The sequence below is a fragment of the Dehalococcoidia bacterium genome (genome assembly GCA_040902535.1).
Classification (GTDB): domain Bacteria; phylum Chloroflexota; class Dehalococcoidia; order DSTF01; family JACRBR01; genus JBBDXD01.
The window spans coordinates 138,840-164,863 of the sequence record JBBDXD010000001.1 but is presented as its reverse complement, the minus strand read 5'-3'; the positions used below and the strand labels follow the sequence as shown (position 1 = coordinate 164,863).

Below are 26,024 nucleotides of genomic sequence, written 5' to 3'. Positions count from 1 at the left end.
CGCGGCCAGCACGCTGATCGCACGATATGCGCAGTCAGTATAGCGTCATTGTGATGCGCTGCACGAAGCTGGAAGTGGAGTGCGCGATGGAGGGATTCTGGCTCGTGTGGAGCGTCCTGCTGTTCGCCTCCGTGCCCGTGGCGGTCGGCGGCGGCGTGCTCGCGATGCTTCGGCATCACTTGCGACCGCTAGTGGCGGTGCCAGCGGGCGTGGCCATCGGCATGATCGCCGCTCCGACGTTCCTTCTCGGGTCCTACATCTTCCTGCTCGGGTGGATCGCCGCCGCGTTCATCTGGGCGGTAGCCGGCGCATGGCATCGGTACGTCACGGACGTGCAGTTCCTGGAGATTGCTGTGGTCATCGTGTTCGCCTTCGGCTGGCTGATGGCGGGCAGCGTCGGTGAACTCTTCCAATCGGGCGAAGGGGCGCGAAAGGTCGCGGCCGATGGCGCGTTCCTCACGAGTCCGCTCGTGGCGACCCTCATCGTGCTGGAATTCAGCGCCGCGTCCTGGGATTGGCTCTTCCCGCGCCGTCGCTCTGCCAGCCGTGACATGACCCAGCCGGATGGCGGGTTCGCGGCGATTCCGGCCCGACCGGGGCGCAAGTAGGTCGGTCTCCCGCCGACCCTTATTGGGGAGGCGTCATGCAATTCATCTTTGCGCTCTTGTGGCTCGTCGGGCTGCTGGTCGCGGCGCCGCTGGCGATCCTGGGCGGCATCCTGGTGGCGCGCCACGGAGGCTGGCGCCCACGCGTGGCGATACCCCTGGGCGTGGTGCTGGGCGCCGCCGCCGCCCCGACGTTCCTGATCAGCGCGTACCTCATCGTCGGGTGGGCATTGGCGATCTTGCTGTGGTTGTTTGGTCTCGCGTGGCATCGACTCGTCGGCAACATTCGCGTCGTGCAGATTGCGTTCTCGGTCACCTTCACGATCGCATGGCTTGCGGTGACGAGTGCGTCGCAAGCGGCCGATCGCTACGGCGACCCGCTCGGTCTCGCGACCGACGGTGCGATCCTGTTGAGCCTGCTGGCGTCGTGCCTCATTGTGCTCGAGTTCAGCGCGCTCGCGTGGGTGCGGCGGCCGTCTGAGAACATCGTAGAGGAGCCCGTCGGAAGCCTCGCGGCCTAGGCTTCCGTCGAAATAGCTGAGCCGACACGACCGCTGGCGACGGCCTCGCGGAACTCCCCCTGGTACGACTCGGGCAACAACTCCGCGACGCGGAGCATGATCTGGTCGGTGGCGTCTTTCGCTGCCTGCGTCGTGATGCGCCCGGTCGCCGGTGGGTAGAACGGCTCGCCGATCGTGACGGTCACGCGCGGGCCGATGAATGGCCGAAAGAACACCCAGGGCCACGGTAATCCTTCGGTGCCGGTAATCGCGATCGGGATGATCGGGGCGCCGGTGCGGTACGCGACGAGCGCCGTCCCGGGAAAGCCGCGGTGCAACTGGCGATCCTTCGATCGCGTGCCCTCAGGGAACATCAGGAGCAGCAAGCCGTCGTTGACGAGGCGCTGAGCCTCGCGCAGCGCGCCAAGATCGGCGCCCTGCCGATCGACCGGAAAAGCGCCGATGAACTTGAAGAGCCAGCTAATCACGGGCCAGCGGAACATCTCCTTCTTCGCCATCGTGACGATGCGCCGGCTGGTGACGCCGGGGATGATGCACGGGTCGGCATTGTTGAGATGGTTCGAGACGAGGATGGCGCCGCCTTCTCGCGGGATGTTCTCGAGCCCGGTGGTCTTCGTGCTGCGGATGTAGAGGAACATGCACAGCCGGATGAACCAGACGATAGCCCAGTACGAGAACGGCACGATGCGCTTGATCACGTTGCCATCTCCACGATGCGCTCGACGACCTCATCGACCGAAAGGTTATCGGTATTGATGATCACCGCGTCGGGTGCCGCCGTCAACGGAGACGCCGGGCGCGAGGAATCGATGCCGTCGCGGCGCTCCAGATCCGCCAGCAGGTCATCATAATCAGCCTCACCGCCCGCATCGAGGATCTGCTTGCGCCGGCGCTGTGCGCGCACCTCTCGGGATGCATCGAGGTAGATCTTGCAGTCGGCATCGGGGAGCACGACGGTGCCGATATCGCGTCCAGCCATGACGACGGCCCCGTCGCTCGCCAGTTCACGCTGGATCCGCACCAGCGCCCGGCGTACGCCGGGAACGCGTGAAACCACCGACACATGGGCTTCTACCGGTGAGTCGCGAAGATGCGGGGTGGCGTCTTCGCCATCGACCCGCACGGAGGTTGCGTCGGCGGAGCCACGCGGGGCTTCGCGTACGGTCACGCTCGCATGTTCGACGAGCGTCGCGAGCGCATGCGGATCGTGTACGTCGATGTTGCGCCGCAGCGCGTACCACGTCACTGCGCGGTACATGGCGCCCGTATCGAAGAACCGGAAGCCGAGTCGAGTCGCCACGGCCACACCGACGGCGCTCTTGCCCGACGCCGCCGGCCCGTCGATCGCGATCACGCCCGCATTTCGGCGTTGTGACTGGTCTGAGGTCGTGACGGTGGGCCTCCCGGGATCGCGCGATTATAGGCGCGAAGTCGCGATGCGAGAAAGCAGCCTACGTCTCTCCCAGTCCGACGATCTTGCGCAGCGCATCGACCTCGGAGCTGGTGAGGCGGCGCGTTTTCCCCTTCGCCAGGCGGCCGATCTCCACATCGCCGATGCGTGTGCGGACCAGGGTGCGCACCTGATGCCCGACGGCGCCGAACATGCGCCGGACCTGGCGCTTGCGTCCTTGATGGATCGTGAGGCGCACCCAGCTATGCTGCGGGCGTCCCTCGAAGCCCTCGGGTGCGGGTGCCAGTTCGGCACGCGCGGGTGCGGTCTCCTCACCGTCGATGACGATCCCGCTGCCCAACTGTCGTAGCGTGGGGTCGTCCGGGCGACCCTCGACGAGCGCGACGTACTCCTTCTCGATCTGGAACCGCGGGTGCGCCATGCGATGCGCAAACTCGCCGTCATTGGTGAAGAACAGCAGTCCTTCGGTGTCCCGGTCCAGGCGTCCGACGGGGAATACGTGGGGCGGCAGGCCCGGCGGCAGCAAGTCCATCACCGTCTTGCGCCGTTGCGGGTCGCTCGCCGTGGTGACGAAACCGAACGGCTTGTTCATGGCCAGGTAGACGCGCTCGGTCGCCACCGTCACGGGACGACCATCGACCTCGATGCGGTCAACGTCGGGATCGGCCTGCGTGCCGAGTTCGGTGACGGTCTCACCGTTGACGCGCACGCGTCCGGACGCGATCAGCGTCTCGGCGGAGCGCCGCGAGCCGTGGCCGGCGCGTGCGAGGACCTTCTGCAGACGCTCCTTCACGCGGGCCGCGACCGCGCGCGGACAGCCTCGATCGCGCGCCACGCGACGGCGCCGGCCAGCGCGACGCCGGACACGGCGACGAGCGCCCACGGCACCCAGTCGAAGTCCTGCGCACCCGTTGCCTCCAGCACCTCGACCGTCGTCGTGCGACTTAGCGGCTTCGGATTGGTCGCATCAGCGTCAAACGGACGTCCCGGTGACGGATCGTTGTTGTCGACGAAGTCTTCGGCGGCATTCGTATCGACGCCGGCCATGCGGCGCTCGATCGAATGGCCGGCCGGCACGGCGTCGATCGGCGGTTCGAGGATCGACGACTCGTCGCCCCAGGAGATCGCGTCGACGACTGTGCCAGTCGGGGAGATCAGTTCGAGGCTGTCACCGTCGTTACCCAGGCCGTTGCCCAGGCGACCGTCCAGCCACGCGACGACGCCTAGGAAGTCGGGGTACGTCGCCAGAAAGCTATCGGAAGCGGCCACGACGGCGAAATCACCTGCAGGGATGATGATGTCGGGGACCGATGAGGCGCGGGCGTTGTCCCTGAGCGTCCAACCGGCGAGCGAAACGTCGTGGCCGCCGGGGTTGTAGATCTCGACCCACTCGCCCTCCGCGTCGGCGCCGGCGGTGTCCGCATCGAACAGCACTTCGTTGATGACGAGTGTCGGAGCATCGGCGCCGGACGAATGGGCTGAAGCGAAGACGCCCGCGCCGGACGCCGCGCTGCCGGTGCTGCGTGACGGACGGGCACTGCCGGCGCTCAGTGATTCAGCACCGGCGTCGTCGTCCGGCACGGGCGCTGCTACAACCGGCGCCAGTGGTGTTGCCGACGAGAATGCCGCATCGTCGACGAAGATGGCCGCCGGTGCCCCCGATGAAGGCGCGAGCATGACGCGCAGTCTTGCGGTCCGTGCGTTTGCGGGCGCGTTGATTGCGCCGGTGGTCAGATGGCGATAGCCGGAGATGGGCGTATCAAGCCGCGTGGTGGAATCGACGCTGGTGATCGACTCACCGCCGCCGTCGGCGCTCGCGTACCAGGAGACGCGCAGAAACGCGGCCGCGACGGCTGGATCGTCGTGCCAGATCCACGCCTCAAACGCGTACGTCGCTCCGGGTTCGACGAGCACGGTCTGATACAGCCACTTCGTCGAGGCGGTGTTGCTGTCGACCCGCGCGGCGTGCCGTCCCGACCGCGCGCGGTCCGGCGCGACGGAGAGCGTCCCGCCGAACTTGGCCCAGGCGAACGGAAGTCCGTCGTCGCCAATCTCCTCGAACGATGCGTTCCGAAGATGCGCTGCTATCGCATCGGCCCGTGCCGTCGTGGGCGTCGCCGTCGGAGAGGCAAGTCCTGTCGCACTTGGGACCGGCGTCGTGGCCGCGAGAGCAGGCGCCGCCGTCGGCGTGAGCGTGACAGGCGGTGCGCCGATCAGTCGCACGGCGTCGACGTACAGAACATCGCCGGGCGCGCCGGAGCCGCTGATCGAAATGGACAGTTCGCCAGCCGCGGTGGCATTGACGGCCATGCGGAGGGGCGTCCACACGCCGGGCTGGGCGTTCGCCATCGTTGAGCCCTCGAAGCCTGAACCGTGCACCTGTGCCCGAACACTCCCGGCGTAGGACGTCAGCACCTGAGCGGAGAATTCGTACGTACCGGCGTCGACAGGACCGCTCATCGCTGGCCGGAGCTCGAAGCGGGTTCCCCCGAGCATGACTTTGCCGCTCGATGTGCCGTCGGCGGGCGCCACTTCGGGATGCTGCGCTGACGTGATCGTGGCGCCATATCCGGCCGACCATCCTTCAGTGCCGAGTTCGAAGCCGCCGTTGCGGACGTGCTCGTATGCGGATGCGTCGGGCGTCGCGAGGGCAGCGAACGCCGCAATGCCGACTATGATAGATGCAACAACCGCGAGGAGCCGCGCTCGCATCGGCGACCGGTCCTGGTGTCCTGCCCGCCCCGGGATCGACTGATGTGCGTAGCGAAGAGCTGCGGCGTCAGGCCTGGCGGCGCACCCGCACGCGCCGCATCATGATCGTTTCGGTGATGATCTGCGCTTCGTCGACCATCCCGTCGTCGCCGCGTCCCCGTCCGACTCGAATCGCGCCCGCCTTGCGCGATCTGCCGCCACTGAGCAACGTGCTAACGGCACGCCGGAACAGGAACTGCCCGACGGTGCCCGCCGCCATCACGGCCGCACCCTTGACGACCGGCGAGACCGCCGGCTGCCAGATCGTCGTCGACATATTCGACCGCACCGCCGGCAGCGTCTGCTCGACGGCAACGCCGCAACGGCGGCAGAAGTTGTCGCTGGTGTCGACGATGGCGTCGCAAGATGCGCACACGGGATTGCTCATGGCCGCGACATCGTAACCGGTGGCCATAAGGCCGTCAATTACGGAAAGCAACAAATCAGGCGAGAGCGGCCTTTGCGAGCGAACCTTCGATCTCCGGCGTCAGATCGTAGCCGCCGACAACTTTGGTGTCATCGGCCATCATGACGCGATCCCCTTCGATGCGGAGGCGGCCATCGGCGAATGCGCGCAGCGTTTCGACGACGAGCGGCAGTTCGCGCGACGAACCGCGGCGGCGGATCTCCTGGAAGAGCGGATTCGCCTCGCCGTCCGACGCGCGTATCTCGTCGACGCTGCGGTGCTCGATCCCGCGCCAGAGCAGGTCGATCGTCGCGCCCCGCAAGGGGTACGTGCAGTAGGTGGCGATCGTGCCTTCGTCGAGCGCTTCCGTCGTGAGGTGGATGCGCACGCCACCGTGGTCCACACGCTGCTCGATCAACTTCCACGTCACATCCTGCCACGTGCCCGCAGGTTGGCCGGGTGCGGCGGGATGCATATTGAGCAGCGGCCGCCACGAGAAGAGAGGCTCGGTCGTGATCCGCATGTAGCCGGCGAGCATGCCGAGGTCGCAGCCGTGCGGATCCAGCAGTTCTGCGACGCGGCGGTCGTAGTCCGTGCGCCAAGCAGGGAGCGGCTGGCCCACGCGGGCCACTTCGCCGCCGTTCTCGCGGCGGAAGCGCGCGTCGGAGAGCGTGATGAGCGGGATGCCGCACGCGTTGACCTGGCTGAAGAAGGTGTCGGTGGCCTCGAATTGACCGGGTTCGCGATTCGAGAAGACGAACGCGATCTCGGCGTCGAGCCGGCCCTCTGTGATCGCCTCGACGGCGGCGCGCAGGAGCTTTTGCGATCCCTCGCCGCGTCCCGTTGAGAACCAGCCGATGCGCAGCACGACGATCTCCCTTTCTGCCGGTTCACCCTAGCCCGAGGCCGCCGTGGCACGCAACCGGATTATTCGGAAGGCCCGTCGGCCGGCGGTTCGGCGTCTTCCTCGGGAACGTACTCGTATCCGGCGACCTCGTCGCCTATTGTGCGGCCGTTCAGGCGCTCCGGCACAGGTGCGAATGACTCTTTTAATTTGGTGATCTTCTGTTCCGCCGCGTCGAGCATGTCCTGGCATCTGCGCGCGAGCGTCATGCCCTCCTCGTACAGGGCGATCGCCTGCTCGAGTGTGAGGCCGCCTTGCTCGAGCTTGCCGACCGACTCTTCCAGCCGCGCGTACAAGTGCTCGAACGTCTCGGCCTTTGGTTCCTTTGCCATCGGTCCTCCTAAGCGCGCTCTTCCGGCATGCTGAAGAGCGGCGCCTGCGCCTCCGGCACAGAGCGGCGGGGCCGTCTGCGCGCCGCCGGAGCGCCGCCATCGACATGCGCGCCGATGCCACCGTCCTTCACGCGAATATCGAGCGCGTCGCCGGCTTTGACGCCCGCCACGCTCGCGACGATCGCCCCGCCACGCTGCACGATCGCGTAGCCGCGTTCGAGCGTGGCGAAAGGGTCGAGCGCGCGGAGCCGCCAGACACAGCCGCCGACGTTGCTGACTGCGCCGCGATGCGCATGCTCCATCGCCTGTTGTCCGCGCCGCGCCAGTTCGTCGATGTGCTGACGTTGCGTGTAGACATCCGGCACGCGACGGTCCATCGACTGCGCCGCTGTGCGCACGCTCTCCTGCTTGATGCGGATCTGCTGACTCAGGATCGACTCCATGGTCCCCGCGGCGATGCCGATCCGTACTGACACGTCGATGCGGTCCGGCGCGACGATCTCAGCGGCGGCCGACGGCGTCGGCGCACGCCGGTCGGCGACGAAGTCGCTGATCGTCGTATCTGTCTCATGCCCGACCGCCGATACGATGGGAACGCCGGTCGCGAAGACGGCGCGCACGACCGGCTCCTCGTTGAACGCCCACAGTTCCTCGTACGAGCCGCCGCCGCGGCCCGCGATGATGACGTCGATGTCGCCGCGCGCGTTGAGTTGCTGGATACCGCCGATGATGCCTGCCGCCGCGTCGGGGCCCTGTACGGGCGTGGGGGCCAGCACGACTTCCGCCAGCGGCCAGCGCCGTTCGAGGACATGGCAGATGTCATGAAACACGGCGCCCGAAGGCGACGTGACGACGCCGATCTTGCGCGGGAAGCGCGGCAGGGGTCGCTTCCGGGATTCGTCGAACAAGCCCTGCTCCGCGAGCTGCGCCTTGAGGCGCTCGAACTCCATTTGGAGCGCGCCGACCCCTTCGGGCTGGACGAAATCAACGTACAGCTGCAAATCGCCCCGCTGTTCGTAGAGCGAAACGCGGCCATGCGCGACGACCGCGTGTCCGTTCTCGACCATGCGGGACGTCGCGTTGGACGGCTGTCCGCGACGGGCGAAGAAGACGGCCCGGACCTGCGCATCGCCGTCCTTCAGGGTGAAGTAGACGTGCCCGGACGCAGGACGGCTGACGTTCGAGACCTCGCCCGAGATCCAGATGTCGCTGAGGTGCGGATCGGTCTCGAACAGCTCACGGAGGTAGGTCGTCAGCTCGTGGACGGCGTAGACCTGCATGCCACCATTGTCGAACAAATGCGCGAATCAGCGCAACGGCACGCCCGCGAAACGTTATGCCCCGGGACGCGAACGCAATGCATCCTTTGCATCGGAACGAGCCGGGCAAACGTAGATCATGGAGGCGATGACCGTCGCGCGACCTGCGTCGTGCGGCGGCCTTGCTGCGAGGATAGGCGCTTCGCCAATACGCGAAGCTACCCAGGGAAGGGATCATGTACATGATGCGGCTCATCATCACGGTAATCGCGCTAGCGCTGGCGGGCACGATCTTGCTGTCCGGGCCACCGGCGGCGAGGGCACAGGAATCGGCGACGGTCAGCGTGGGCGATAACGTCTTTAGTCCCGCGGCGGTCACGATCGACGTCGGCGGCACAGTGACCTGGAACTGGTCAGGCGTGAACCCACACACGGTCACGGCCAGCGACGGCTCATTTGAAAGTCCGCAACAGGCGACCGGATCGTTCAGCCAGACGTTCAATACAGCGGGCACCTTCAATTATTCCTGCGAGGTCCACGGACAAGTGATGAGCGGCACGGTGACCGTGAACGCCGCAGCGGGCGGCGAACCGACCGCGGGAGCGGGCGTCGCGACTCCGACGACGGCCGCGGCGGCGACGCCGGCGGTGGCGGGCACGCCCGGTCCACCTGTGGCGGCGCCAAGCACCGGGACAGGCACGGGAAGTGACGGTGGTTCGGGCAGCGTCGTCCTGTTCGCCGCGGCGCTCGGCCTCGGTGCAATCTTCGCGGCTGCGGGTGCTTTTGTGATCCGGCGGAGCGTCTAGCGGTCGACTGCTGACATCACGCTGACAGTAGCGCGACAAGATGAGGCCCGGACGCACAGCCGGGCCTCGTCGGTGCTCTGTTAGACTTGATCAGATTCCGCCTGAGATTTCCGGGACCGTCCATGCCTGACTTCAAACTCGTATCCGACTTCCTGCCCACCGGCGACCAGCCGCAGGCCATCGAACAGCTCGTGTCCGGCCTGGGGCGGGGCGACCGCTCCCAGACGCTCATGGGTGTCACGGGCTCGGGCAAGACGTTCACCATGGCAAACATCGTAGCGCAGTATCAGCGCCCGACGCTCGTGCTGGCGCCGAACCGGACGCTGGCGGCGCAGCTCTGCTCGGAGTTCAAGGAGCACTTCCCGGAGAACGCCGTCGAGTATTTCGTGTCGTACTACGACTATTACCAGCCAGAGGCGTACATACCGCGCACCGACACCTACATCGCCAAGGACGCCGATATCAACCAGGAGATCGACAAGCTGCGGCATGCGGCGACGCGTGCGCTCTTTGAGCGGCGCGACGTGCTTATCGTGGCGTCGGTGTCGTGCATCTACGGTCTCGGCGAGCCGGAGGAGTACCAGAGCTTCGTCGTCAAGCTGCGCAAAGGTGAGAAGTTCGACCGTTCTCGCATCATGCGGCGGTTCGTCGACATGCAGTACGAGCGCAACGACATGAACCTGGTGCGCGGGAAGTTCCGGCTGCGCGGCGACAGCATCACGATCCAGCCCTCGTACGAAGAGCTGGCGGTACGCATCGACTTCTTCGGCGACGAAGTGGAGCGGATCATCGAGATCGACCCGCTGACGGGCGAACTGCTCGCCGACCGGGAGGAGATCGATATCTATCCGGCGAAGCACTTCGTGACGTCGAAGGACAAGCTCGACGAAGCGATCCAGGACATCGAGCTCGAGCTACGTGAGCGGCTGCAGGATCTGCGCGGTCAGGGCAAGGTCCTGGAGGCGGCGAGGCTCGAAGAGCGCACGAACTACGACCTGGAGACGATGCGCGAGGCGGGCTACTGCTCCGGTATCGAGAACTACAGCCGGCATTTGGCGCGACGCGCCGCGGGGAGCACGCCGTGGACACTGCTCGATTACTTCCCGGACGACTTCCTGATGTTCGTGGACGAGTCGCACATCGCGATTCCGCAGGCGCGGGGCATGTTCCACGGCGACTACGCGCGGAAGCAGACGCTCGTCGACTTCGGGTTCCGGCTGCCGTCGGCGCTCGACAACCGGCCGCTGAACTTTGAGGAGTTAGAGAACCACCTCAACCAGGTGGTGTTCGTCTCGGCGACGCCGGGGCCGTACGAACTCGGCAATAGCAGCCAGGTCGTCGAGCAGGTGATTCGTCCGACGGGTCTGCTCGATCCGGTGATCCAGGTGAAGCCGACGCGCGGGCAGATCGACGATCTGCTCGATGAGGTGAGGAAGCGCATCGAGAAGCAACAGCGCGTGCTTGTCACGACGCTGACGAAGCGCATGGCGGAGGATCTGGCCGACTATCTCCAGGAGATGGGCGTCCGCACGCATTACCTGCACAGCGAGATCGACACGCTCGAACGCGTGGAGATCCTCCGCGACCTGCGCCTCGGCGTGTACGACGTGGTCGTGGGGATCAACCTGTTGCGGGAAGGTCTGGATTTGCCGGAAGTGAGCCTCGTCTGCATCATCGACGCCGACAAGGAGGGCTATCTCCGGTCAGGCGGATCGCTGGTGCAGACGATCGGTCGCGCGTCACGCCACGTCGAGGGCACTGTGATCATGTACGCCGACAACATGACCGCCTCGATGAAGTTCGCGATCAGCGAGACAGAGCGCCGTCGCGCGATCCAGCGTTCGCACAACGAAGAGCGCGGCATTTCGCCGGAGGGTATCACGAAGGCGATCCGCGACATCACCGACCAGATCAAGAAGGTCGCCGAGGAGAAGGCGGAGTACACCGTCAAGTCCATGCCGAAGGACGAGATGGCGCGCATGGTCAAGGATCTGGAATCGCAGATGAAGACCGCGGCGAAGTCGCTCGAGTTCGAGCGTGCGGCGTTGGTGCGCGACCAGATCATCGAACTGCGGAAGGCCATGCTCGACGACGAATCGGCGCTGCACGAGTTTGCGCAATCGTCGTACGGGTCGCTCGGAGCGAAGCCACGTCCGCGGCCGGGACGATACCAGCGGCGGGCGCCCGTGCGGGGGCGGCGCTGATCGCGACGCTGTTCAGGGCCGGCATGCCGCTATGAGCGATGCGGGACGTTCCCAGACATACCGGCACACTTGAATCATGCCGCCGCCTGGCCGCTCGTGCGGTGCGACGCTTTCGTTGCGGCCCCCGAGCGCTTCGTAGAACGTCCTGGCGTTCGTGTTTCCTTCGAGCGCCCAGAGATGGACGGGGCTCTCTGCATGCCGTTCATTCAGTTCCGAGGCGGCGCTGTGCATTAAGGCGCGGCCTAAACCGAGGCGCTGATACGCGCGCGCGACGTGCAGGTTGTCGATGAGCGAGCCCCAGGTCTCGTCTGCGGCGCCGTACGCGCAGACGAAACCCGCGAATGCGCCGTCGGTCTCGGCGACGAGCAGCACGCGTCGCGGATCGCCGTCGAGCAGCCGCTCCTCCCAGACCGTGCGGCGGTCGGCAACCAGGTCGCCGTCCAGGTAGGCGTCGCTGTACATGCCGCGATAGGTCCGACGCCAGCTATCCGCGTGCAGCGCGGCGATCGCTTCGAGGTCGTGATGGATTGCTCGCCGGTAGCGCAGATCCATGCGCGAACGCTACCGGAAGTGCGGCAGACGGACAAACGGGGGCATAGTAATTCGCGAGGCGAAAATCTACTTCCTCGGCCGCAGTGAGCGGCCGCCGACGACCGTCGCGATGCCGACGATCACGAGACCGAATCCGAGCATCGCGACGATGAACGAGACGCCGTCCATGCCGCCCTCGCCGGCGTCCGGGAAGCTCGTGCCCGTTTCCGGCGTGTCGCCTTCGCCGCCGGAGGGGGCGTCGGGCGCGGATGGCTGCGCCGGCGGCGTGCCGCCCTGAACTTCGTCGGTAAAGGTCGGCGTGGCGATTGCCGCAGTCGCGGTCGCCGTGCTTGTCGTGCGATTCCGCGACGACGTACCCACGGGCGTCTGCGTAGCTTCGGTCGGCGGCTCCGTCGGCAGCGGCGTGATCGTCGAGTTCACGGTGATGTCGGGCGTCGCCGTCTCCGCCGGTAGCGGCGTTACGCTGCCTTCGGTCTCCGGCGTGTCTTCGGGCTCTGGCGTGCTCGTAGCCGTCGGCACGGGCGTGTTCGTCGTGCTGGGAGTCGCAGTGGCGGTCTTCGTCGCTGTCGACGTGGGCGCCGCACAGACGAGATCGATGTCGGTGCCGTCGGTGCCGGCCTCGATCGTGTAGCCGCGGCGTCCCCGCTCGTACATCGTGATCGTGCCGGAGGTCTGCAGCGATCCGGTGCCGCTGCGTTCGTAGAGCAGGTAGTAGTCCTGATGTCCGAGATGGTCGTCGTCGAAGATGAACGTCTCGTCGATGTGTTCGCCGTTGACGGTGACGTCGACGACGACCATGCGGTCGCCATTGCCGCCGATGTACTCGGCGCGCACGGTCCAGCCATCGCAGGCGTAGTCTTCATCGGTCTCGATGTGGTGCGCGAGCGCCGCGTCGGGGCGGGCGAACAGCATGGTGAGGCCCGCGGCAGCCAGGGCCGCGCCGAAGGTGATCCGTCGCGCGAGAGGGTGAAGTGGCATCCGTGCCTCCGGCCGTAGCTATGCGCAATCCGCGCAGAGACAAGGATGGAGCCGGAGCGAGCGGCCAACAATGAGGCGAAACCCTGCGTCGGGGGGGTGAAGATCAGGAGATCGGCGGGGCGGGGAAGGGGCCGCGCACCATCTCGTACGCGCGGCCGGCGCGTACGACCGCGGCTTCATCCCAGCGGCGGCCGATGATCTGCAGTCCGACGGGCATGGCCTGGCTGGAAACGCCGCATGGCACCGACATGGCCGGCTGGCCGGTGAGGTCGATGAGGCTCGTGAGCGCGGTGCGCCGGACCACGTCGCGGTCTGTGAGGACGTCCGCCATTTTCGGTGCGACCTGCTGCACCTGCGGCGTCATCAGCACGTCGACGTCATCGAGCGCGCGGTCGGCTTCGCCGCTGCGTGCGCGTTCCATGATGCGCATCGCGTCGATGTATTGCGTCGCCTTAATCTGGGCGCCGGCTTCGAGCATGCCGCCGACAACATCGCTGTACTCGGCGCGTCGCGCTGGCAGGTACTGCGCGTGGTAGGCCGCCGCCTCCGCGAGGATGATCGGCCCGACCGCGGATGAGTACACGGATGCCTCGGGCCAATCGACCTCCTGGACGTCAGCGCCGGCAGCGGCCAGGTCGGCGATGGCTTTGCGCACGAGGCGCTCGACTTCGGGCTCCAGATTGTCCCAGAACAGTTGCTTCGGCACGCCGATGCGCAAGCCCTCTGGTCCTTGCTCGGCGTCCGCGAGCATGTCGTCGACCGGGCGCAACTCGGTGGCAGGGTCAAGCGGGTCGTGGCCGCTGATCGCCTGCGTGACGATGGCCGCATCGCGGACCGTGCGCGTAAGCGGGCCGGGATGGTCGAGCGACCGTGAGAGAGGGACGGCGCCATGCAGGCTCGCGCGTCCGTACGTCGGCATGAGGCCGACGACGCCGCAGAAGGACGCCGGAATGCGGATGCTGCCGCCGGTGTCGCTGCCGAGCGCCGCGAACGCAAGACCGGCGGCGACCGCCGCTCCTGAGCCGCCGGACGAGCCTCCCGGCACGCAGTCAACCCTCCAGGGATTGCACACGTAGCCAAAGTGCACGTTGGCGGACGTCGTGCCGAACGCCCACTCGTGCATGCCAAGCTTGCCGAGCATCACCGCGCCGGCGTCGCGCAGCTTTGTCACGACAGTGGCCTCATGGTCGGGGATCCAGTCGGTCAGGATCTTCGAGCCGGCGGTGGTGCGCACGCCTTTCGTCGCGTAGAGGTCCTTGTGCGCGATGGGCACGCCGTGCAGCAGGCCGCGATGATTGCCGGCGACGATCTCGCGTTCCGCGGCGCGTGCTTGTTCGAGCGCGATGTCGGCGGTGACCGTCATGTACGCGTTGAGCTGAGGGTTCAGCCGCTCGATGCGTTCGAGCATCGCCTGCGTCAGCTCGACCGGGCTGATTTCCTTCGCGGCGATCTTCTCTGCGACGGTCTCGATCGACGCGAGGGCCAATTGGTCTGCGATCATGGGCAGAGATTACACGGCCGCCGCGCCTGCCGACAGACGGCGCGGCGCTCCAACTTCTAGTCTCCAGGTTCCAGCCGTTGCATCCGGTGAATCTCGTCGACGATCAGCGGCAAGGCTTCGCCCGAGGGCGCCCGTATCGACGCCGCGCAATGGGACGAGAACGGCGTCGGCTCCGTGTTGATCTCGATCAGCGTGCCGCCGCGTTCGAGGACGATCTCCGGGAACCACGCGGCGGGCGTGACGCTCGCGGACGTGCCAACGATCATGATGCAGTCAGCGCGCTCGGCCTGCGCCTGGCACTCAGCGAGAAATTGGCGCGGGATCGGTTCGCCGAACATGACCGTGTCGGACTTCACCATTCCGCCACAGTGCGGGCACGCGGGCGGGATGTCCGTCATCGTGAACTCGGCCCACGGCCACCGCGCGGTGCACTCTACGCAACGCAGCTTCGTGCGGTTGCCGTGGATCTCGGTGACGGACATGCTGCCGGCTTCGAAGTGCAGGTTATCGATGTTCTGGCAGATCGTGTGCTTGAGGACGCCCATGCGTTCGAGTTCGGCCATCGCCAGGTGCCCGGCGTTGGGCTTCGCAGCGTTGAGGGCGCGCGTGAACTCGTCGTCGCTATCGCGGCGTGCGAGCATGTTCCGCCAGTGGGCCGCCGGGTCGGCCATGAAGCGCTGATAGCCGTCCATCGGTGGCTCGCCGTGCTTCGTCCAGAGCCCGCCTGCGCCGCGGAACGGCGGGATGCCGCTCTCGACGCTCATGCCAGCGCCCGTGAGCGCGATCATGTGGGTGGCGTTGGTGAGGGTGGTGGCGGCGGTGGTGATCTGAGCCCGAGGCCGCATCACGGCTCGAAAAGTAGGGACGAACCTTCAGGTCCGTCCCACTCGATGCGTTGAGACTGAGCCACAATCGTTCCTCCGGTATGTGGCCACGTGCTGGAGTCGGACGTTAGACCTGCGGCTACGGGATTCTCGATGATATAGCGGGCGACATGAAGAGCGTCGTCGTCCTTGCGAAGGACGCGATCGTGAAAGCTCTGCTGCCAGAGGTGATGACCAAAGTCGCGTTGAGCGATGAAGCTCGTTGTCTGCTTGAACAGCTTCATGAACTTCAGCAGGCTCGAGTCGTCGGCGCACCCCTGCAGGAGCAGGTGGCAGTGATCGGGCATTACGCAATACGCCAATGGATCGAAATTGGTCGCTGCGGCGCTCTGGACGATGCGGGTGCATACGGATTCGGCGAGGTTCTCGCTGAGGATTGGCATGCGTCGATGCGTCACGACCGTGACGTGATAGGCCTGATGCCCGAGATAATCGAATTCCGGTAGGCGGGGGCGACGGCGACTCACCCCGCGGCCATCGTCGGAAACATCCAGTGAGGGGGACGGACCTGAAGGTTCGTCCCTACTTTCAATTCCTACTTCGCCCTTCGTTGCGTCGATCCCTCGGTTTCCGCTCGGATCGCTCACCGATCCCGCTCCGCGCCCTCACCCAATGCTGCCTGCGCGGCGGCGAGGCGGGCGATCGGCACGCGGAAGGGTGAGCATGACACGTAGTCGAGGCCGATCTGGTGGAAGAATTCGACCGAACGGGGCTCGCCGCCGTGCTCGCCGCAGATGCCGAGCTTGATGTTGGGGCGCGTCTGCCGTCCGGCGGCGATCGCCTGCCGCATGATCGCGCCGACGCCTACCTGGTCGATCGTCTCGAACGGGTTGTCCTTGAGGATGCCCATGTCGAGGTAGCGCGCGAGGAACTTGCCCTCGGCGTCGTCGCGCGAGCAGCCGAGCGCGGTCTGCGTGAGGTCGTTGGTGCCGAACGAGAAGAACTCGGCCGTCTCCGCGATCTGTCCCGCGGTGACGGCGGCGCGCGGCAACTCGATCATCGTGCCGAACTGGTAGTCGATCTGCTTGCCGGCGGCGTCCATCTCCTTGCGCGCCGTCGTCTCGAGCAGTTCGCGCAGGTAACGCAACTCCGTGTCGAAGCCGACGAGCGGGATCATGATCTCGGGGAACACCTCGACGCCTTCCTGCGAGAGCTTGATCGCGGCGCGGAAGATCGCCTTCACCTGCATCTCGTTGATTTCCGGGTAGAGGATGCCGAGCCGCACGCCGCGCAGCCCGAGCATGGGGTTCTGCTCGCGTACGGCGTTGACGCTGGCGAGCAGCGCCTCTTTTTCGCCCAGCTCCTGGATCTGTTCTGCGAACTTCGCCTCGATGCGCAGGCGCGTGACGTCTTCGAGCAGCGCGTCGTGGTCGGGCAGGAACTCGTGCATCGGCGGATCGATGAGGCGGATGGTGACGGGCTTGCCGGCCATGACGCGGAAGATCGCCTCGAAGTCGCCCTGCTGCATGGGCAAGATCTTCTCAAGCGCGCCGAGGTACTGGCCCATCGGGCCCTCCATGCGCCCCTGGATCTCATGCAGGCGCTCATCGAGACGCCGCTTCTTCTCGCCGGTGGCGTTCTCCAGTTCCTTTTCGATGGACTCGGCATCGAGTTGCAGGATTTTCGCCTGGTGCGCGCCCAGGATCATGGCGCGCGCGACGGACAGGCGCTCCTTGTCGAGGAACATGTGCTCGGTGCGGCAGAGCCCAATGCCCTCGGCGCCCAGTTCGATGGCCTTCGCGGCATCGGGCGGGTTGTCGGCGTTCGCCCGTACCTTGAGGCGCCGTGCCCCGTCGGCCCAGCGCAGGAACTCGTCCAGCTCGTCGAACAGCTCGGCTTCGGCTGCCGGGATCATGCCGAGCAGGACGACGCCCGCCGAGCCGTCGATCGTCAGCACCTGGCCCTGGTTGAGCGTGACGCCGTTGAGCGAGAAGCTGCGCGACTCCTCATTCACGGAGATCGCTTCGCAGCCTGAGACGCAGGGCTTGCCGAAGCCGCGCGCGACGAGCGCGGCGTGGCTGCTCATGCCGCCGCGCTCGGTGAGAATGCCCTGTGCGGCCTGCATGCCGTGAATGTCGTCGGGCGAGGTCTCTTCCCGCACGAGGATCACGGGCTCGCCGCGGCCGCCGATGCCGATTTCGGCCGCGGTGTCAGGATCAAACGTCGCCTGGCCGACGGCGGCGCCCGGCGATGCCGGCAGCCCGTGCGCGACATCGATGAACTTCGCGCGAGCGATCAGTCCGTCGCGATCCGCCGGCGACATGGCGTCCCACGCGGCGAGATCCATCGTCTGCAGGCCGTTGTCGAAATAGATCACGGCAGGCTTGTCGGCGATGATCGCGGCGACGTCGTTCGCCACCACGCCGAGCGGCACGGTCTGGACACGCGGGTCGACGTGCGGGTGGAGCAGATCGTCGAGCCGCTGCGGCTGCACGCGCTGCAGCGCCTCGCGCTTGTCGATCAGCCCTTCTTGCACCATGTCGTGGGCGATCTTCACGGCGGCGCGCGTCGTGCGCTTGCCGACGCGGCACTGCAGGAAATAGAGGCGTCCCTTCTCGAACGTGAACTCGACGTCCATCGTGTCACGAAAATGCTTCTCGAGCGTCTCGCAGATGTCGGCGAACTGCTTGTACAGGGACGGATTGTCCCGCGCGAGCTGCGCGATCGGCGTGGGCGTGCGGATGCCCGCGACGACGTCTTCGCCCTGCGCGTTCAGCAGGTACTCGCCCCAGATCAGGCGTTCACCTGAGCCGGGGTCGCGTGTGAAGGCGACGCCGGTGCCGGAGTCGTCGCCCATGTTGCCGAAGACCATCGTCTGGACGTTGACGGCCGTGCCGAGGTCGTGCGGGATCTTCTCGATCTCGCGGTAGCGAAAGGCACGCTCGTTATTCCAGGAGTTGAAGACGGCGCGGATCGCCAGCTCGAGCTGGGCCATCGGCTCGTCCGGGAAGTCGTTGCCGGTCTCGCGCTTCACGTGCGCCTTGAAGCGCTGGACGACGTCCTTCAGCGCTTCGGGCTGGAGGTGCGAGTCTTCTTCAACACCGGCGGATTTCTTGGCTTCGTCGAAGATGCGGTCAAAGCTGCGGCGTTCGAGGTCGAGCACGATGTCGGAGAACATCATGATGAAGCGGCGATAGGCGTCGAAGGCGAAGCGCTCGTCGCCGGTCTGGTCGACGAGCCCGAGCAGCGTCGTCTCGTTGAGGCCGAGGTTGAGGACGGTGTCCATCATGCCGGGCATCGAGAACTTGGCGCCGGAGCGCACCGACACGAGCAGCGGCGTCTGCGGATCGCCGAGCTTCTTGCCGGACGCCGCTTCGACCCGAGCGAGGCGCTCGCGGACCTGGTCCATCAGGCCTTCGGGGAACTGCATGCCGAGCCTGGTGTACTCGTTGCAGGCTTCGGTGGTGATGGTGAAGCCGGGCGGCACCGGCAGTCCGAGATTCGTCATCTCGGCGAGGTTTGCGCCCTTGCCGCCGAGCAGATCCTTCTGGTCCTTGTCGCCTTCGTGGAACAGGTAGACGTACTTCTTGCTCATGATTTCCTCATCCGGCGTTCCTCGTCCGAGGATCGTGACTCGATCGACGTGCTGCGATGTGGTGATCGGGCGCGATGGGCGTACGCGATGCGTGTAACCAGGGGACGTTCGGGACCGAGCCAAGAGCGGGCCGCTCCTCGAGGACTCGTTCGCCTGGTCAGACTGGAATTATAACGGGGTCTGCATCCGGCGGTTCAGGACTCGATACTCAGCCTTCGCCGTCGTCGTTGGCGGCGTCGCCCGGGTCGCGGCGATGGTTCGCGCCGTCGTTACGGCCGCCGAGTCGCGTCAGGAGCGCGCCGGTCGTCGCGAGCAGCAGCACGCCGACGAAGATCGACCCGTAGGCGTTCGAGATGAGCGGGATGTCCTGGGCCGCCCGCTCGACCCCACGATGAACAACGCGAGGCCGATCGCCCCAAGGAACGCCGACAGCAACTGGTTGGCGCGGATGTGCCGCAGGGGGCGCGATGCGCCGGTGCGGTCGAGCGCGTCGATCAGGCGGCGGGCGGTGTATTCCGTCATCTCTGCGGATTGGTCGATCATGCGTCGCGACACTGTTCAGCTCTCAACCGCCGGCGTTCGCGGAGTTCGTCGTCCAGCGATTATCGCACAGGCTCATCCGGTTGACGTAATGCGATGGCTGGGAACCGGAGTGAGCGGCGCCCGCTACTTTTCGCGGGCCGGCTGATCTAGGATCGCGGTCTATGGACGAGGTGACGCCGATCCGGCGGCAGTACCTGGACGTGAAGCGACGCTACCCGCACGCGATCGTCTTCTTCCGCCTCGGGGACTTCTACGAGACCTTCGACGACGACGCCGAACTGTGTTCGCGCGAACTCGACCTGACGCTGACATCGAAGCCGATGGGGAAGGGGCTGCGGGTGCCGCTCGCCGGCATCCCGTACCACGCCGTCGACGGCTATCTCGCGAAGCTCATCGCGAAGGGCTACAAGGTGGCGCTGTGCGAGCAGATTGGCGATCCGGCGACGTCGAAGGGCCTCGTCGAGCGCAAGGTCGTGCGCGTGGTGACGCCGGGCACGCTCATCGAAGGCAACCTGCTCGACGAGCGCGCGAACAACTACCTGGCGTGCGTCGCGCCGGCGCGCAGGCGCGGCGACGACGCGTGGAAGGGCGACGCGGGCCTCGCGTACGTCGACATCAGCACGGGCGAGTTCGTCGCCGGGACGCTGACGCCGGAACGGGCTGCGGCGGAGTTGGCGCGCATCCGCCCCTCAGAGGTGTTGCTGCCAGAGGGCGTCGACGCACCGGCGTGGCTCGATGCCTCGATGAATGTGACGTGCGTGGAGCCGCTCTGGTTCGACGCGGAACTGGCGAACGTGACGGTCGTCGAGCACTTCCGCGTCGCGTCGCCGGACGCGTTTGGCGTCGCGAAGGGATCCGCGGCGGTGGCGGCGTGCGGCGCGGTGCTGATGTACGTGCGCGAAAACCAACCGGCGAGCGCTGCGCTGATCACATCGATCCGCGCGCATCGCTCCGACGAGTACGTCGGTCTCGACGCGCACACGACCCGGAACCTGGAGCTGTACACGGCGGGCCGCGAGAATCGCCGCGAAGGCTCGTTGCTCGACGAGTTGGACCTGACCAACACGTCGATGGGGGCGCGATTGCTGCGGCGCCGGCTAGGGCAGCCGCTTATCGACATAACGACGATCAACCAAAGGCTGGGTGGGGTCGCCTACTGTCACGAGTCGGCGCTCCGGCGCGGCCGCGTTGGCGGATTGCTGCGCGCCATGCCCGACGTGGAGCGGCTGGTTGCCCGCATCGTCGCCGGCACGGCGCAGCCGCGCGAACTCGTGGCGCTGCGCCGCGGGCTGGAGCTTGTGCCGCAACTCCGTGAGGCCCTTGATCAGGGGAGCGATGCACGCATGGCGGACATCGTCGCGCGGCTGCGGCCGTGCGAAGACGTCGCCGCGGCGGTGGCGCAGGCGATCGACGACGAGCCTGGCGTGACGCTGGAAGCGGGCAGCGTCGTGCGGCCCGGCTTCTCCGAAGAACTCGACGGCCTGCGGCTGATCTCGCGCGACGTGAAGCGCTTCCTGGCCGAACTCGAGGCGGGTGAGCGTGAGCGCACAGGCATCAAGTCGCTGAAGATCGGCTACAACCGCGTCTTCGGTTACTACATCGAAATCGGCCAGGCGAACGCCGCGAGCGCGCCGGAGCACTACGAGCGGCGGCAGTCGCTGGTGAACGCCGAGCGCTTTGCGACGCCACAGCTGCGCGAGTACGAATCGCAGATCCTGCACGCGAAGGACCGCGCGCAGGAGGTGGAGACGGCGATCTTCCGGCAGGTATGCGCGCAGGCTGCGGGCGCCGTATCGCAGCTCCTGACGACGGCGGTGGCCGCGGCCGAACTCGACGTCGCGTGGGCGCTCGCCGAGGCGGCGTCACGGTACGGATACGTGCGGCCAGAGCTGAACGACTCCGACGTCATCGATATCGCGGACGGGCGGCATCCGATGGTCGAGCGGTCGCTCGCGGCGGGATCCTTCGTGCCGAACGATAGCCATCTCGCGTCGAGCGAGGAACAGATCATCGTCCTCACCGGACCGAACATGGCAGGCAAATCGACATACCTGCGGCAGGTCGCCGTCATCGTGTTGATGGCGCAGTGCGGCAGCTTCGTGCCGGCGTCCTCGGCGTCGATTGGCGTCGTCGACCGGATATTCACGCGCGTGGGCGCCGGCGACGACCTCACGTCGGGTCAGTCGACGTTCATGGTGGAGATGATCGAGACGAGCGCGATCCTGCACAATGCGACGCAGCGGTCGCTCGTCATTCTGGACGAGATCGGCCGCGGCACGAGCACGTACGATGGCATGGCGATCGCGCGGTCGGTCATCGAATACCTGCACAATCGCCCGGGCCTGCAGGCGAGGACGTTGTTCGCCACGCACTACCACGAGTTGGTGGAACTTGCGCAGCATCTGCCGCGCGTGCGCAATTTCAACGTCGCGGTCGCCGAGGAACAGGGGCGGATCGTGTTTCTACGGCGCATTGCACCCGGTGGCGCCGACCGCAGTTACGGGGTGCATGTGGCGGAACTGGCGGGACTGCCGAAAGCCGTCGTCCAGCGGGCGCGCGACGTCCTGCGCGAGTTGGAGGACGGAGCGAACCGCCACGTCGAGCGGGCGCTCGAAGCGACGCCGCAACTGTCGCTCTTCGCGGCGACACCGCCGGACGATGGCCTGCGCCGCGAGGTGGCCGCGATCGACGTGGACGCGATGTCGCCGCTCGAGGCGCTGACGCGCCTCTACGAACTTCGCGACCGCGCGCGCACGGCGGCAGGGAGTGACAACGATGACCAATGAGTTGCTCGACGAACGCCAGCTTCGTTTCGTCGCGAAGGCGCGCATCGCGACGCTCGCGACGGTGCGCGCCGAGGGGTCACCGCACATCACGCCGGTCTGGTATCGCTACGAGGACGGCGACTTCGTGGTGTCGGTCGACCGCGGGTCGGTGAAACATCGGAACGTCGCGCGCGATCCGCGGGTCGAGCTGTGCATCGATGACCGCGAGCGGCCGCCGTTCCACACGGTGATTGTGCGCGGCCGCGCATCGGTCGAAGGCACGCCGTCAGCGGCGTGGCGGCGGGCGCTTGCCGTGCACTACCTCGGCGAGGAGCGCGGCCGCCGCTACATCGAGATGAGTGACGCGCCCGACAGCGTCCTGCTGCGCATCAAGCCTGAGAAGATCGTGGGTTGGTGACCGGGCTTGATGCCGGTGGAGGCGGGATCAGTTGCGACTCGTGCCCGGCGCGCCGGTCCGGGACCGCGGCGCCAGCGCATCCGCCATGTCGAAGAGTTGAGGCTAGGGTTGCGCCCGGTCGCGTGTTGGTCTGACGCAGAAAATGTCGCGCACCCACCCCGCGCCTGTCTCCGCGATCACGTTGCCACTCGCGTCGAGCGCGTGCAAGTGGATCATGCCGTCGTTGCCGGTACCGGCGATGGTGACGTACCAGGCGTCCTGCGGCGGCAACGCCGGCAGATCGAGTGCGAAGCCGTCGACGTCGCTTGTGAACGTCTCGTCGAGCACGATCGTGAGGAGTTCCTCTTCAAGCGGCGGTTCGGCACAGGGGTCCGCGGCGAGTTCGCGGCCGGCGTTGAGCGTCGCGGTCAGCCGATAACCTGCGGCGCCGGCGTGGCGTGTCCAGCGCATCGTGTTGTCGTCGTGGAAGTACCACAGGCGCAGGTCGTCGGAGTCTCGTTGCACGGCAGAGACGACGTCGTACCGGCCGTCGCGCGGGCGCAGCACCATCGGCAGCGTGAAATCGGGACGGCGCTGGATCGTGAGCGTGACGTCGCCGCCGGTTTCGCGGCGCGGCCGATAGTAGCACCAGTCGATGCGCGACTCGTCGGCGCCGAGAATGAGCGGGCGCGTCGCGCACTCGCCCGTCAGTTCGCCGCTCTGAGTTGCGAGCCAGGCGCGCGCCGCGTCGTAGAGCGCAGGGTCGCGCGCCCATGCCATGGCCGTGCGCACCTGCTCGGGGCAACCATCGAGGGCGTCGCCCGCGAACAGGAGCAGCCTGTAGCCGGTGTTGGAAGATCCGTCGAAGAAAAAGAAGGTCGAGTAGGTCGTGCGTCCGTCATCGATGAAGCCGAACGCCGCGTGATCATTCGTCGCGTCGGGCGGGATCTCGAGGCAGACGCGGATTGCATCGTTGGCGAGGCCGGAGGGAATGCGCTCCCACTGGGGCGCGGACGCCGCGGCGACGGCCTCGGCGAACGCCAGCAGGTCGGGCTCCGGCAGGTTGAAGGCATGGATCACTGTCGCGCCGAAGTCTTCCGGAAAGATCACCATGGAGCGCTGCGCGGGCGCGCCGGCGACGGTGGCCGCGATGACGACGGCCTGCCGCGCGCCGATGGTGCGCGCCGTGACATCGCTTTCGGCGGCGTCGAAGTCCCAGGCGCGCGAGACGCTGCGTGTCAGCGTGACGTGCGCGGGGCCGGCATCGTGCGGCTTCGTGAACTCGAGCGTAAGGCCCGTCGTCCGGCCGCCGCATGCGACGACCTCGGGCCGTCCGTGGGAGTGATGTGCGGCTCGTCGCCGGTGCGTTGGAAGCCGGCCGGCAGGACGAGCGGCATCATGAAGTCCAGCTCGCTTTGGCCGGCCGGCGCGCTCGTGCAGCCGCCGGCTACCGTCCGCTCGTACGCGTCGCGAAGCTCAGCGGGCCAGTCATCGACCGACGGGGCGATGTAGAACCCGAGGATCCCGCCGTTGAAGCGTGGCTCGCCGGCGCGGGCAGCGGCCGTCGCGGCCGCCGACTCGAGGCGCTGGTCGAGGCGCTGCGTGGGCATGGGCGTGACGGATGCGTGCTGCTGGCCCGGTCATTTCGCCGCAGGCGACGATCGCGAGCGCCAGAAGGGCGGCCGGAACGGCATATCGAATCATCTTCGTCCGACCAGGTTTCATTCGCGCACTCTAGCGTCGGTGTGCGGAGGCGCGCCTGACGCTCGGGCTACCTTGCGGCTACGGCTTCCCGACGCCAGTTCAGGGGCGCAACATAACCAGAGATGGTTTGGCGTTCCAGCCCGCGCCCAGCGTGCATGACGCGGGCGCTTTTCCCCTGAGGCGCGGGTCTGCCGCAGGATCGCCGGTGCTACAATCGCCGCTGGAGGTCCCGCGTGGCGATTCGGATCCTGGCACCGCACGAGGCGGCGAAGATCGCGGCCGGCGAAGTCATCGAGCGGCCGGCCTCCGTCGTCAAGGAACTCGTCGAAAACTCCCTCGACGCGGGCGCGACGCAGATCACGGTCGAGATCCGCGAGGGGGGCTTGGCGCTGATCCGGATCGTCGATAACGGCTGCGGCATCGACCCGGGCGAACTGCGGATCGCCTTCGAGCGTCACGCGACGAGCAAGGTGCGCAGCGAGGACGACCTCTGGCGCGTGGCGACGCTGGGGTTCCGCGGCGAAGCGCTGCCGAGCATCGCGGCGGCGGGCGACGTCGAGTTGTTGACGCGCGTGGCAGGCAACGACGTGGGCGCGCGCCTTCGGTTGCGCGGCGGCGAGATCGTCGAAGAGGGGTCGGGCGCGACGCCGCCGGGGACGTCGTTTTCCGTGCGGTCGTTGTTCGCGGCGCAGCCGGCGCGCTTGAAATTCCTGCGCGCGCCGGGCGGCGAGTCGACGCAGGTGTCCACCGTGATCATGCACTACGCCATGGCCTACCCCGAAGTGCGCTTCGTGCTGTCGATCGACGGGCGGGTGACGCTTCAGACGCCGGGCACGGGCAGCCTGATCGATGCCGTCGCGTCGGTCTACGGCAACGACGTGGCGGAGTCGGCGATCGAAGTAGACGCCTTGCCGCGGCACGAGGGCGACATCGGCGTTCGGGGCGTGGTCGCCGACCCGCGGATGCACCGGGCGTCGCGCAACTACATCGGCCTGTACGTGAACCGGCGCTGGGTGCGCAACCGGGCGCTCACGTTCGCGGTCGACGAGGCGTACCAGGGGATGTTGCCGGTGGGACGCCATCCGATCGCCGTGCTCGACCTGCGCATCCCGCACGATGAAGTCGACGTCAATGTGCATCCGACGAAAGCCGAGGTGCGGTTGCGGCGGGAGCGCGAGGTGTTCGGCATGCTGCAGCGCGCGGCGCGGCGTGCGCTGTCCGATCGGTCGCCCGTGCCCAGCGCGTCGGCGTCGGTGTGGTCGGGCGGCGGCGCCGGCGCAGGGCCGCCGCTGATCCTGCGCCCGCAACCTGTACAGGCGCCGTTGCCGCGTCCCGCCCCGGTCGACGACCCGGTGCGCGGCGCTGAGCCGGCGCCACCCATGGTCGACCGGTTGCCGATGCTGCGGGCCGTCGGGCAGGTCGGCAACACGTACGTCATCGCCGAAGGGCCGGACGGCATGTACCTGGTCGATCAGCACGCCGCCCACGAGCGCGTGATGTACGAGAAATTTCTGGCCGCGGTCGTCGCGGGCGCGCCAGACGTGCAAGGGCTGCTCGAGCCGGTGACCGTCGAGCTGAGCGCACCGCAGCAGGCGCTGCTCAACGAGCATGCGAGCGCGATGCAGTTGCTCGGCTTCGACATCGAGCACTTCGGCGATAGTGCCTACGTCGTGCGCGCCGTGCCGTCGGCGATGGCAGGCGAGGACCTGCACCGGCGCATCATCGAGCTGTTGGACCGCATGCAGCGCGACGACGGACCGCAGGACGCGTCGCATCGCGTAGCGGCGTCGCTGGCGTGCCATGCGTCGGTGCGGGCGGGGATGACGATGAGCGGCGACGAGCAGCGCGAGTTGCTGCGCCAGCTCGAGCAAACCGAGACGCCGCGCACGTGCCCGCACGGCCGCCCGACGATGGTGCATCTTGCGGCGGATGCGATCGCGCGGGAGTTTCGGAGGCGGTAGGGCGA

23 protein-coding genes are annotated in these 26,024 nt (G+C 67.1%); 8 read left to right on the top strand and 15 right to left on the bottom strand.

The window, feature by feature from the left end; genetic code table 11:
- Positions 1-53 precede the first annotated feature (53 nt).
- Both WEB52_00770 and WEB52_00765 read left to right on the top strand, forming a co-directional pair.
- Positions 54-608 carry a hypothetical protein gene (locus tag WEB52_00770; GenBank protein MEX2224960.1) on the top strand — a complete coding sequence of 185 codons (555 nt, stop codon included), beginning with the start codon at positions 54-56 and terminating at the stop codon, positions 606-608.
- A gap of 35 nt (positions 609-643) precedes the next feature.
- Complete coding sequence (locus WEB52_00765) at positions 644-1,126, top strand: hypothetical protein (GenBank protein MEX2224959.1); 483 nt, start codon at positions 644-646, stop codon at positions 1,124-1,126.
- Here WEB52_00765 and WEB52_00760 read toward each other — a convergent pair.
- The 8 genes from WEB52_00760 to xseA all read right to left on the bottom strand — a co-directional run bounded on the left by WEB52_00760 (position 1,123) and on the right by xseA (position 8,210).
- A complete protein-coding gene (locus WEB52_00760) occupies positions 1,123-1,824 on the bottom strand; it encodes a lysophospholipid acyltransferase family protein (GenBank protein MEX2224958.1) in 702 nt (233 codons plus the stop codon). The genes WEB52_00765 and WEB52_00760 overlap by 4 nt on opposite strands.
- Positions 1,821-2,480 (bottom strand): (d)CMP kinase, encoded by a 660-nt coding sequence (gene cmk / locus WEB52_00755; GenBank protein ID MEX2224957.1) that lies wholly within the window; start codon positions 2,478-2,480, stop codon positions 1,821-1,823. Before cmk ends, WEB52_00760 begins: the two co-directional genes overlap by 4 nt.
- Positions 2,481-2,577: 97 nt before the next feature.
- Positions 2,578-3,330: a pseudouridine synthase gene (locus WEB52_00750; protein MEX2224956.1), complete on the bottom strand. Its 753-nt coding sequence runs from the start codon at positions 3,328-3,330 to the stop codon at positions 2,578-2,580.
- Complete coding sequence (locus WEB52_00745) at positions 3,327-5,249, bottom strand: lamin tail domain-containing protein (GenBank protein MEX2224955.1); 1,923 nt, start codon at positions 5,247-5,249, stop codon at positions 3,327-3,329. The genes WEB52_00750 and WEB52_00745 overlap by 4 nt, the downstream gene beginning before the upstream one ends.
- Before the next feature lie 67 nt (positions 5,250-5,316).
- Positions 5,317-5,676 (bottom strand): zinc ribbon domain-containing protein, encoded by a 360-nt coding sequence (locus tag WEB52_00740; GenBank protein MEX2224954.1) that lies wholly within the window; start codon positions 5,674-5,676, stop codon positions 5,317-5,319.
- Between the two features lie 55 nt (positions 5,677-5,731).
- The gene (locus tag WEB52_00735) at positions 5,732-6,562 is read right to left on the bottom strand and encodes a formyltransferase family protein (GenBank protein MEX2224953.1); all 831 of its coding nucleotides are present in this window, start codon (positions 6,560-6,562) and stop codon (positions 5,732-5,734) included.
- 59 nt (positions 6,563-6,621) lie between these two features.
- A complete protein-coding gene (gene xseB, locus WEB52_00730) occupies positions 6,622-6,930 on the bottom strand; it encodes an exodeoxyribonuclease VII small subunit (protein MEX2224952.1) in 309 nt (102 codons plus the stop codon).
- 8 nt (positions 6,931-6,938) lie between these two features.
- Entirely contained in the window at positions 6,939-8,210 is a 1,272-nt protein-coding gene (xseA, locus tag WEB52_00725; protein ID MEX2224951.1) for an exodeoxyribonuclease VII large subunit, read from the bottom strand.
- 224 nt (positions 8,211-8,434) lie between these two features.
- Here xseA and WEB52_00720 point away from each other — a divergent pair, with 224 nt between their 5' ends.
- Positions 8,435-8,995 (top strand): plastocyanin/azurin family copper-binding protein, encoded by a 561-nt coding sequence (locus WEB52_00720; protein MEX2224950.1) that lies wholly within the window; start codon positions 8,435-8,437, stop codon positions 8,993-8,995.
- 122 nt (positions 8,996-9,117) lie between these two features.
- The gene (uvrB, locus tag WEB52_00715) at positions 9,118-11,199 is read left to right on the top strand and encodes an excinuclease ABC subunit UvrB (protein ID MEX2224949.1); all 2,082 of its coding nucleotides are present in this window, start codon (positions 9,118-9,120) and stop codon (positions 11,197-11,199) included.
- Positions 11,200-11,211: 12 nt separating this feature from the next.
- Here the strand turns inward: uvrB and WEB52_00710 are convergent, their stop codons facing one another.
- The 4 genes from WEB52_00710 to WEB52_00695 all read right to left on the bottom strand — a co-directional run bounded on the left by WEB52_00710 (position 11,212) and on the right by WEB52_00695 (position 15,075).
- Complete coding sequence (locus WEB52_00710) at positions 11,212-11,751, bottom strand: GNAT family N-acetyltransferase (GenBank protein ID MEX2224948.1); 540 nt, start codon at positions 11,749-11,751, stop codon at positions 11,212-11,214.
- A gap of 66 nt (positions 11,752-11,817) precedes the next feature.
- Positions 11,818-12,729 (bottom strand): hypothetical protein, encoded by a 912-nt coding sequence (locus tag WEB52_00705; GenBank protein MEX2224947.1) that lies wholly within the window; start codon positions 12,727-12,729, stop codon positions 11,818-11,820.
- Positions 12,730-12,832: 103 nt separating this feature from the next.
- Complete coding sequence (locus tag WEB52_00700; GenBank protein MEX2224946.1) at positions 12,833-14,230, bottom strand: amidase; 1,398 nt, start codon at positions 14,228-14,230, stop codon at positions 12,833-12,835.
- A 56-nt stretch (positions 14,231-14,286) separates the two neighbouring features.
- Positions 14,287-15,075 (bottom strand): Sir2 family NAD-dependent protein deacetylase, encoded by a 789-nt coding sequence (locus WEB52_00695; protein ID MEX2224945.1) that lies wholly within the window; start codon positions 15,073-15,075, stop codon positions 14,287-14,289.
- A gap of 149 nt (positions 15,076-15,224) precedes the next feature.
- Between WEB52_00695 and WEB52_00690 the strand changes: the two genes are divergently transcribed.
- A complete protein-coding gene (locus tag WEB52_00690) occupies positions 15,225-15,560 on the top strand; it encodes a hypothetical protein (GenBank protein MEX2224944.1) in 336 nt (111 codons plus the stop codon).
- Between the two features lie 137 nt (positions 15,561-15,697).
- Here WEB52_00690 and WEB52_00685 read toward each other — a convergent pair whose 3' ends face one another.
- The gene (locus tag WEB52_00685; protein ID MEX2224943.1) at positions 15,698-18,649 is read right to left on the bottom strand and encodes a putative PEP-binding protein; all 2,952 of its coding nucleotides are present in this window, start codon (positions 18,647-18,649) and stop codon (positions 15,698-15,700) included.
- 704 nt (positions 18,650-19,353) lie between these two features.
- Between WEB52_00685 and mutS the strand changes: the two genes are divergently transcribed.
- On the top strand, positions 19,354-21,978 hold the full coding sequence (mutS, locus tag WEB52_00680) for a DNA mismatch repair protein MutS (GenBank protein MEX2224942.1): 2,625 nt from the start codon (positions 19,354-19,356) through the stop codon (positions 21,976-21,978).
- Entirely contained in the window at positions 21,968-22,375 is a 408-nt protein-coding gene (locus WEB52_00675) for a PPOX class F420-dependent oxidoreductase (GenBank protein MEX2224941.1), read from the top strand. The genes mutS and WEB52_00675 overlap by 11 nt, the downstream gene beginning before the upstream one ends.
- Positions 22,376-22,477: 102 nt before the next feature.
- Here the strand turns inward: WEB52_00675 and WEB52_00670 are convergent, their stop codons facing one another.
- Both WEB52_00670 and WEB52_00665 read right to left on the bottom strand, forming a co-directional pair.
- Positions 22,478-23,467: a hypothetical protein gene (locus WEB52_00670; GenBank protein ID MEX2224940.1), complete on the bottom strand. Its 990-nt coding sequence runs from the start codon at positions 23,465-23,467 to the stop codon at positions 22,478-22,480.
- A 125-nt stretch (positions 23,468-23,592) separates the two neighbouring features.
- Complete coding sequence (locus tag WEB52_00665) at positions 23,593-23,964, bottom strand: hypothetical protein (GenBank protein ID MEX2224939.1); 372 nt, start codon at positions 23,962-23,964, stop codon at positions 23,593-23,595.
- A gap of 327 nt (positions 23,965-24,291) precedes the next feature.
- Here WEB52_00665 and mutL point away from each other — a divergent pair, with 327 nt between their 5' ends.
- Entirely contained in the window at positions 24,292-26,019 is a 1,728-nt protein-coding gene (gene mutL, locus WEB52_00660; GenBank protein ID MEX2224938.1) for a DNA mismatch repair endonuclease MutL, read from the top strand.
- Positions 26,020-26,024: the final 5 nt, after the last annotated feature.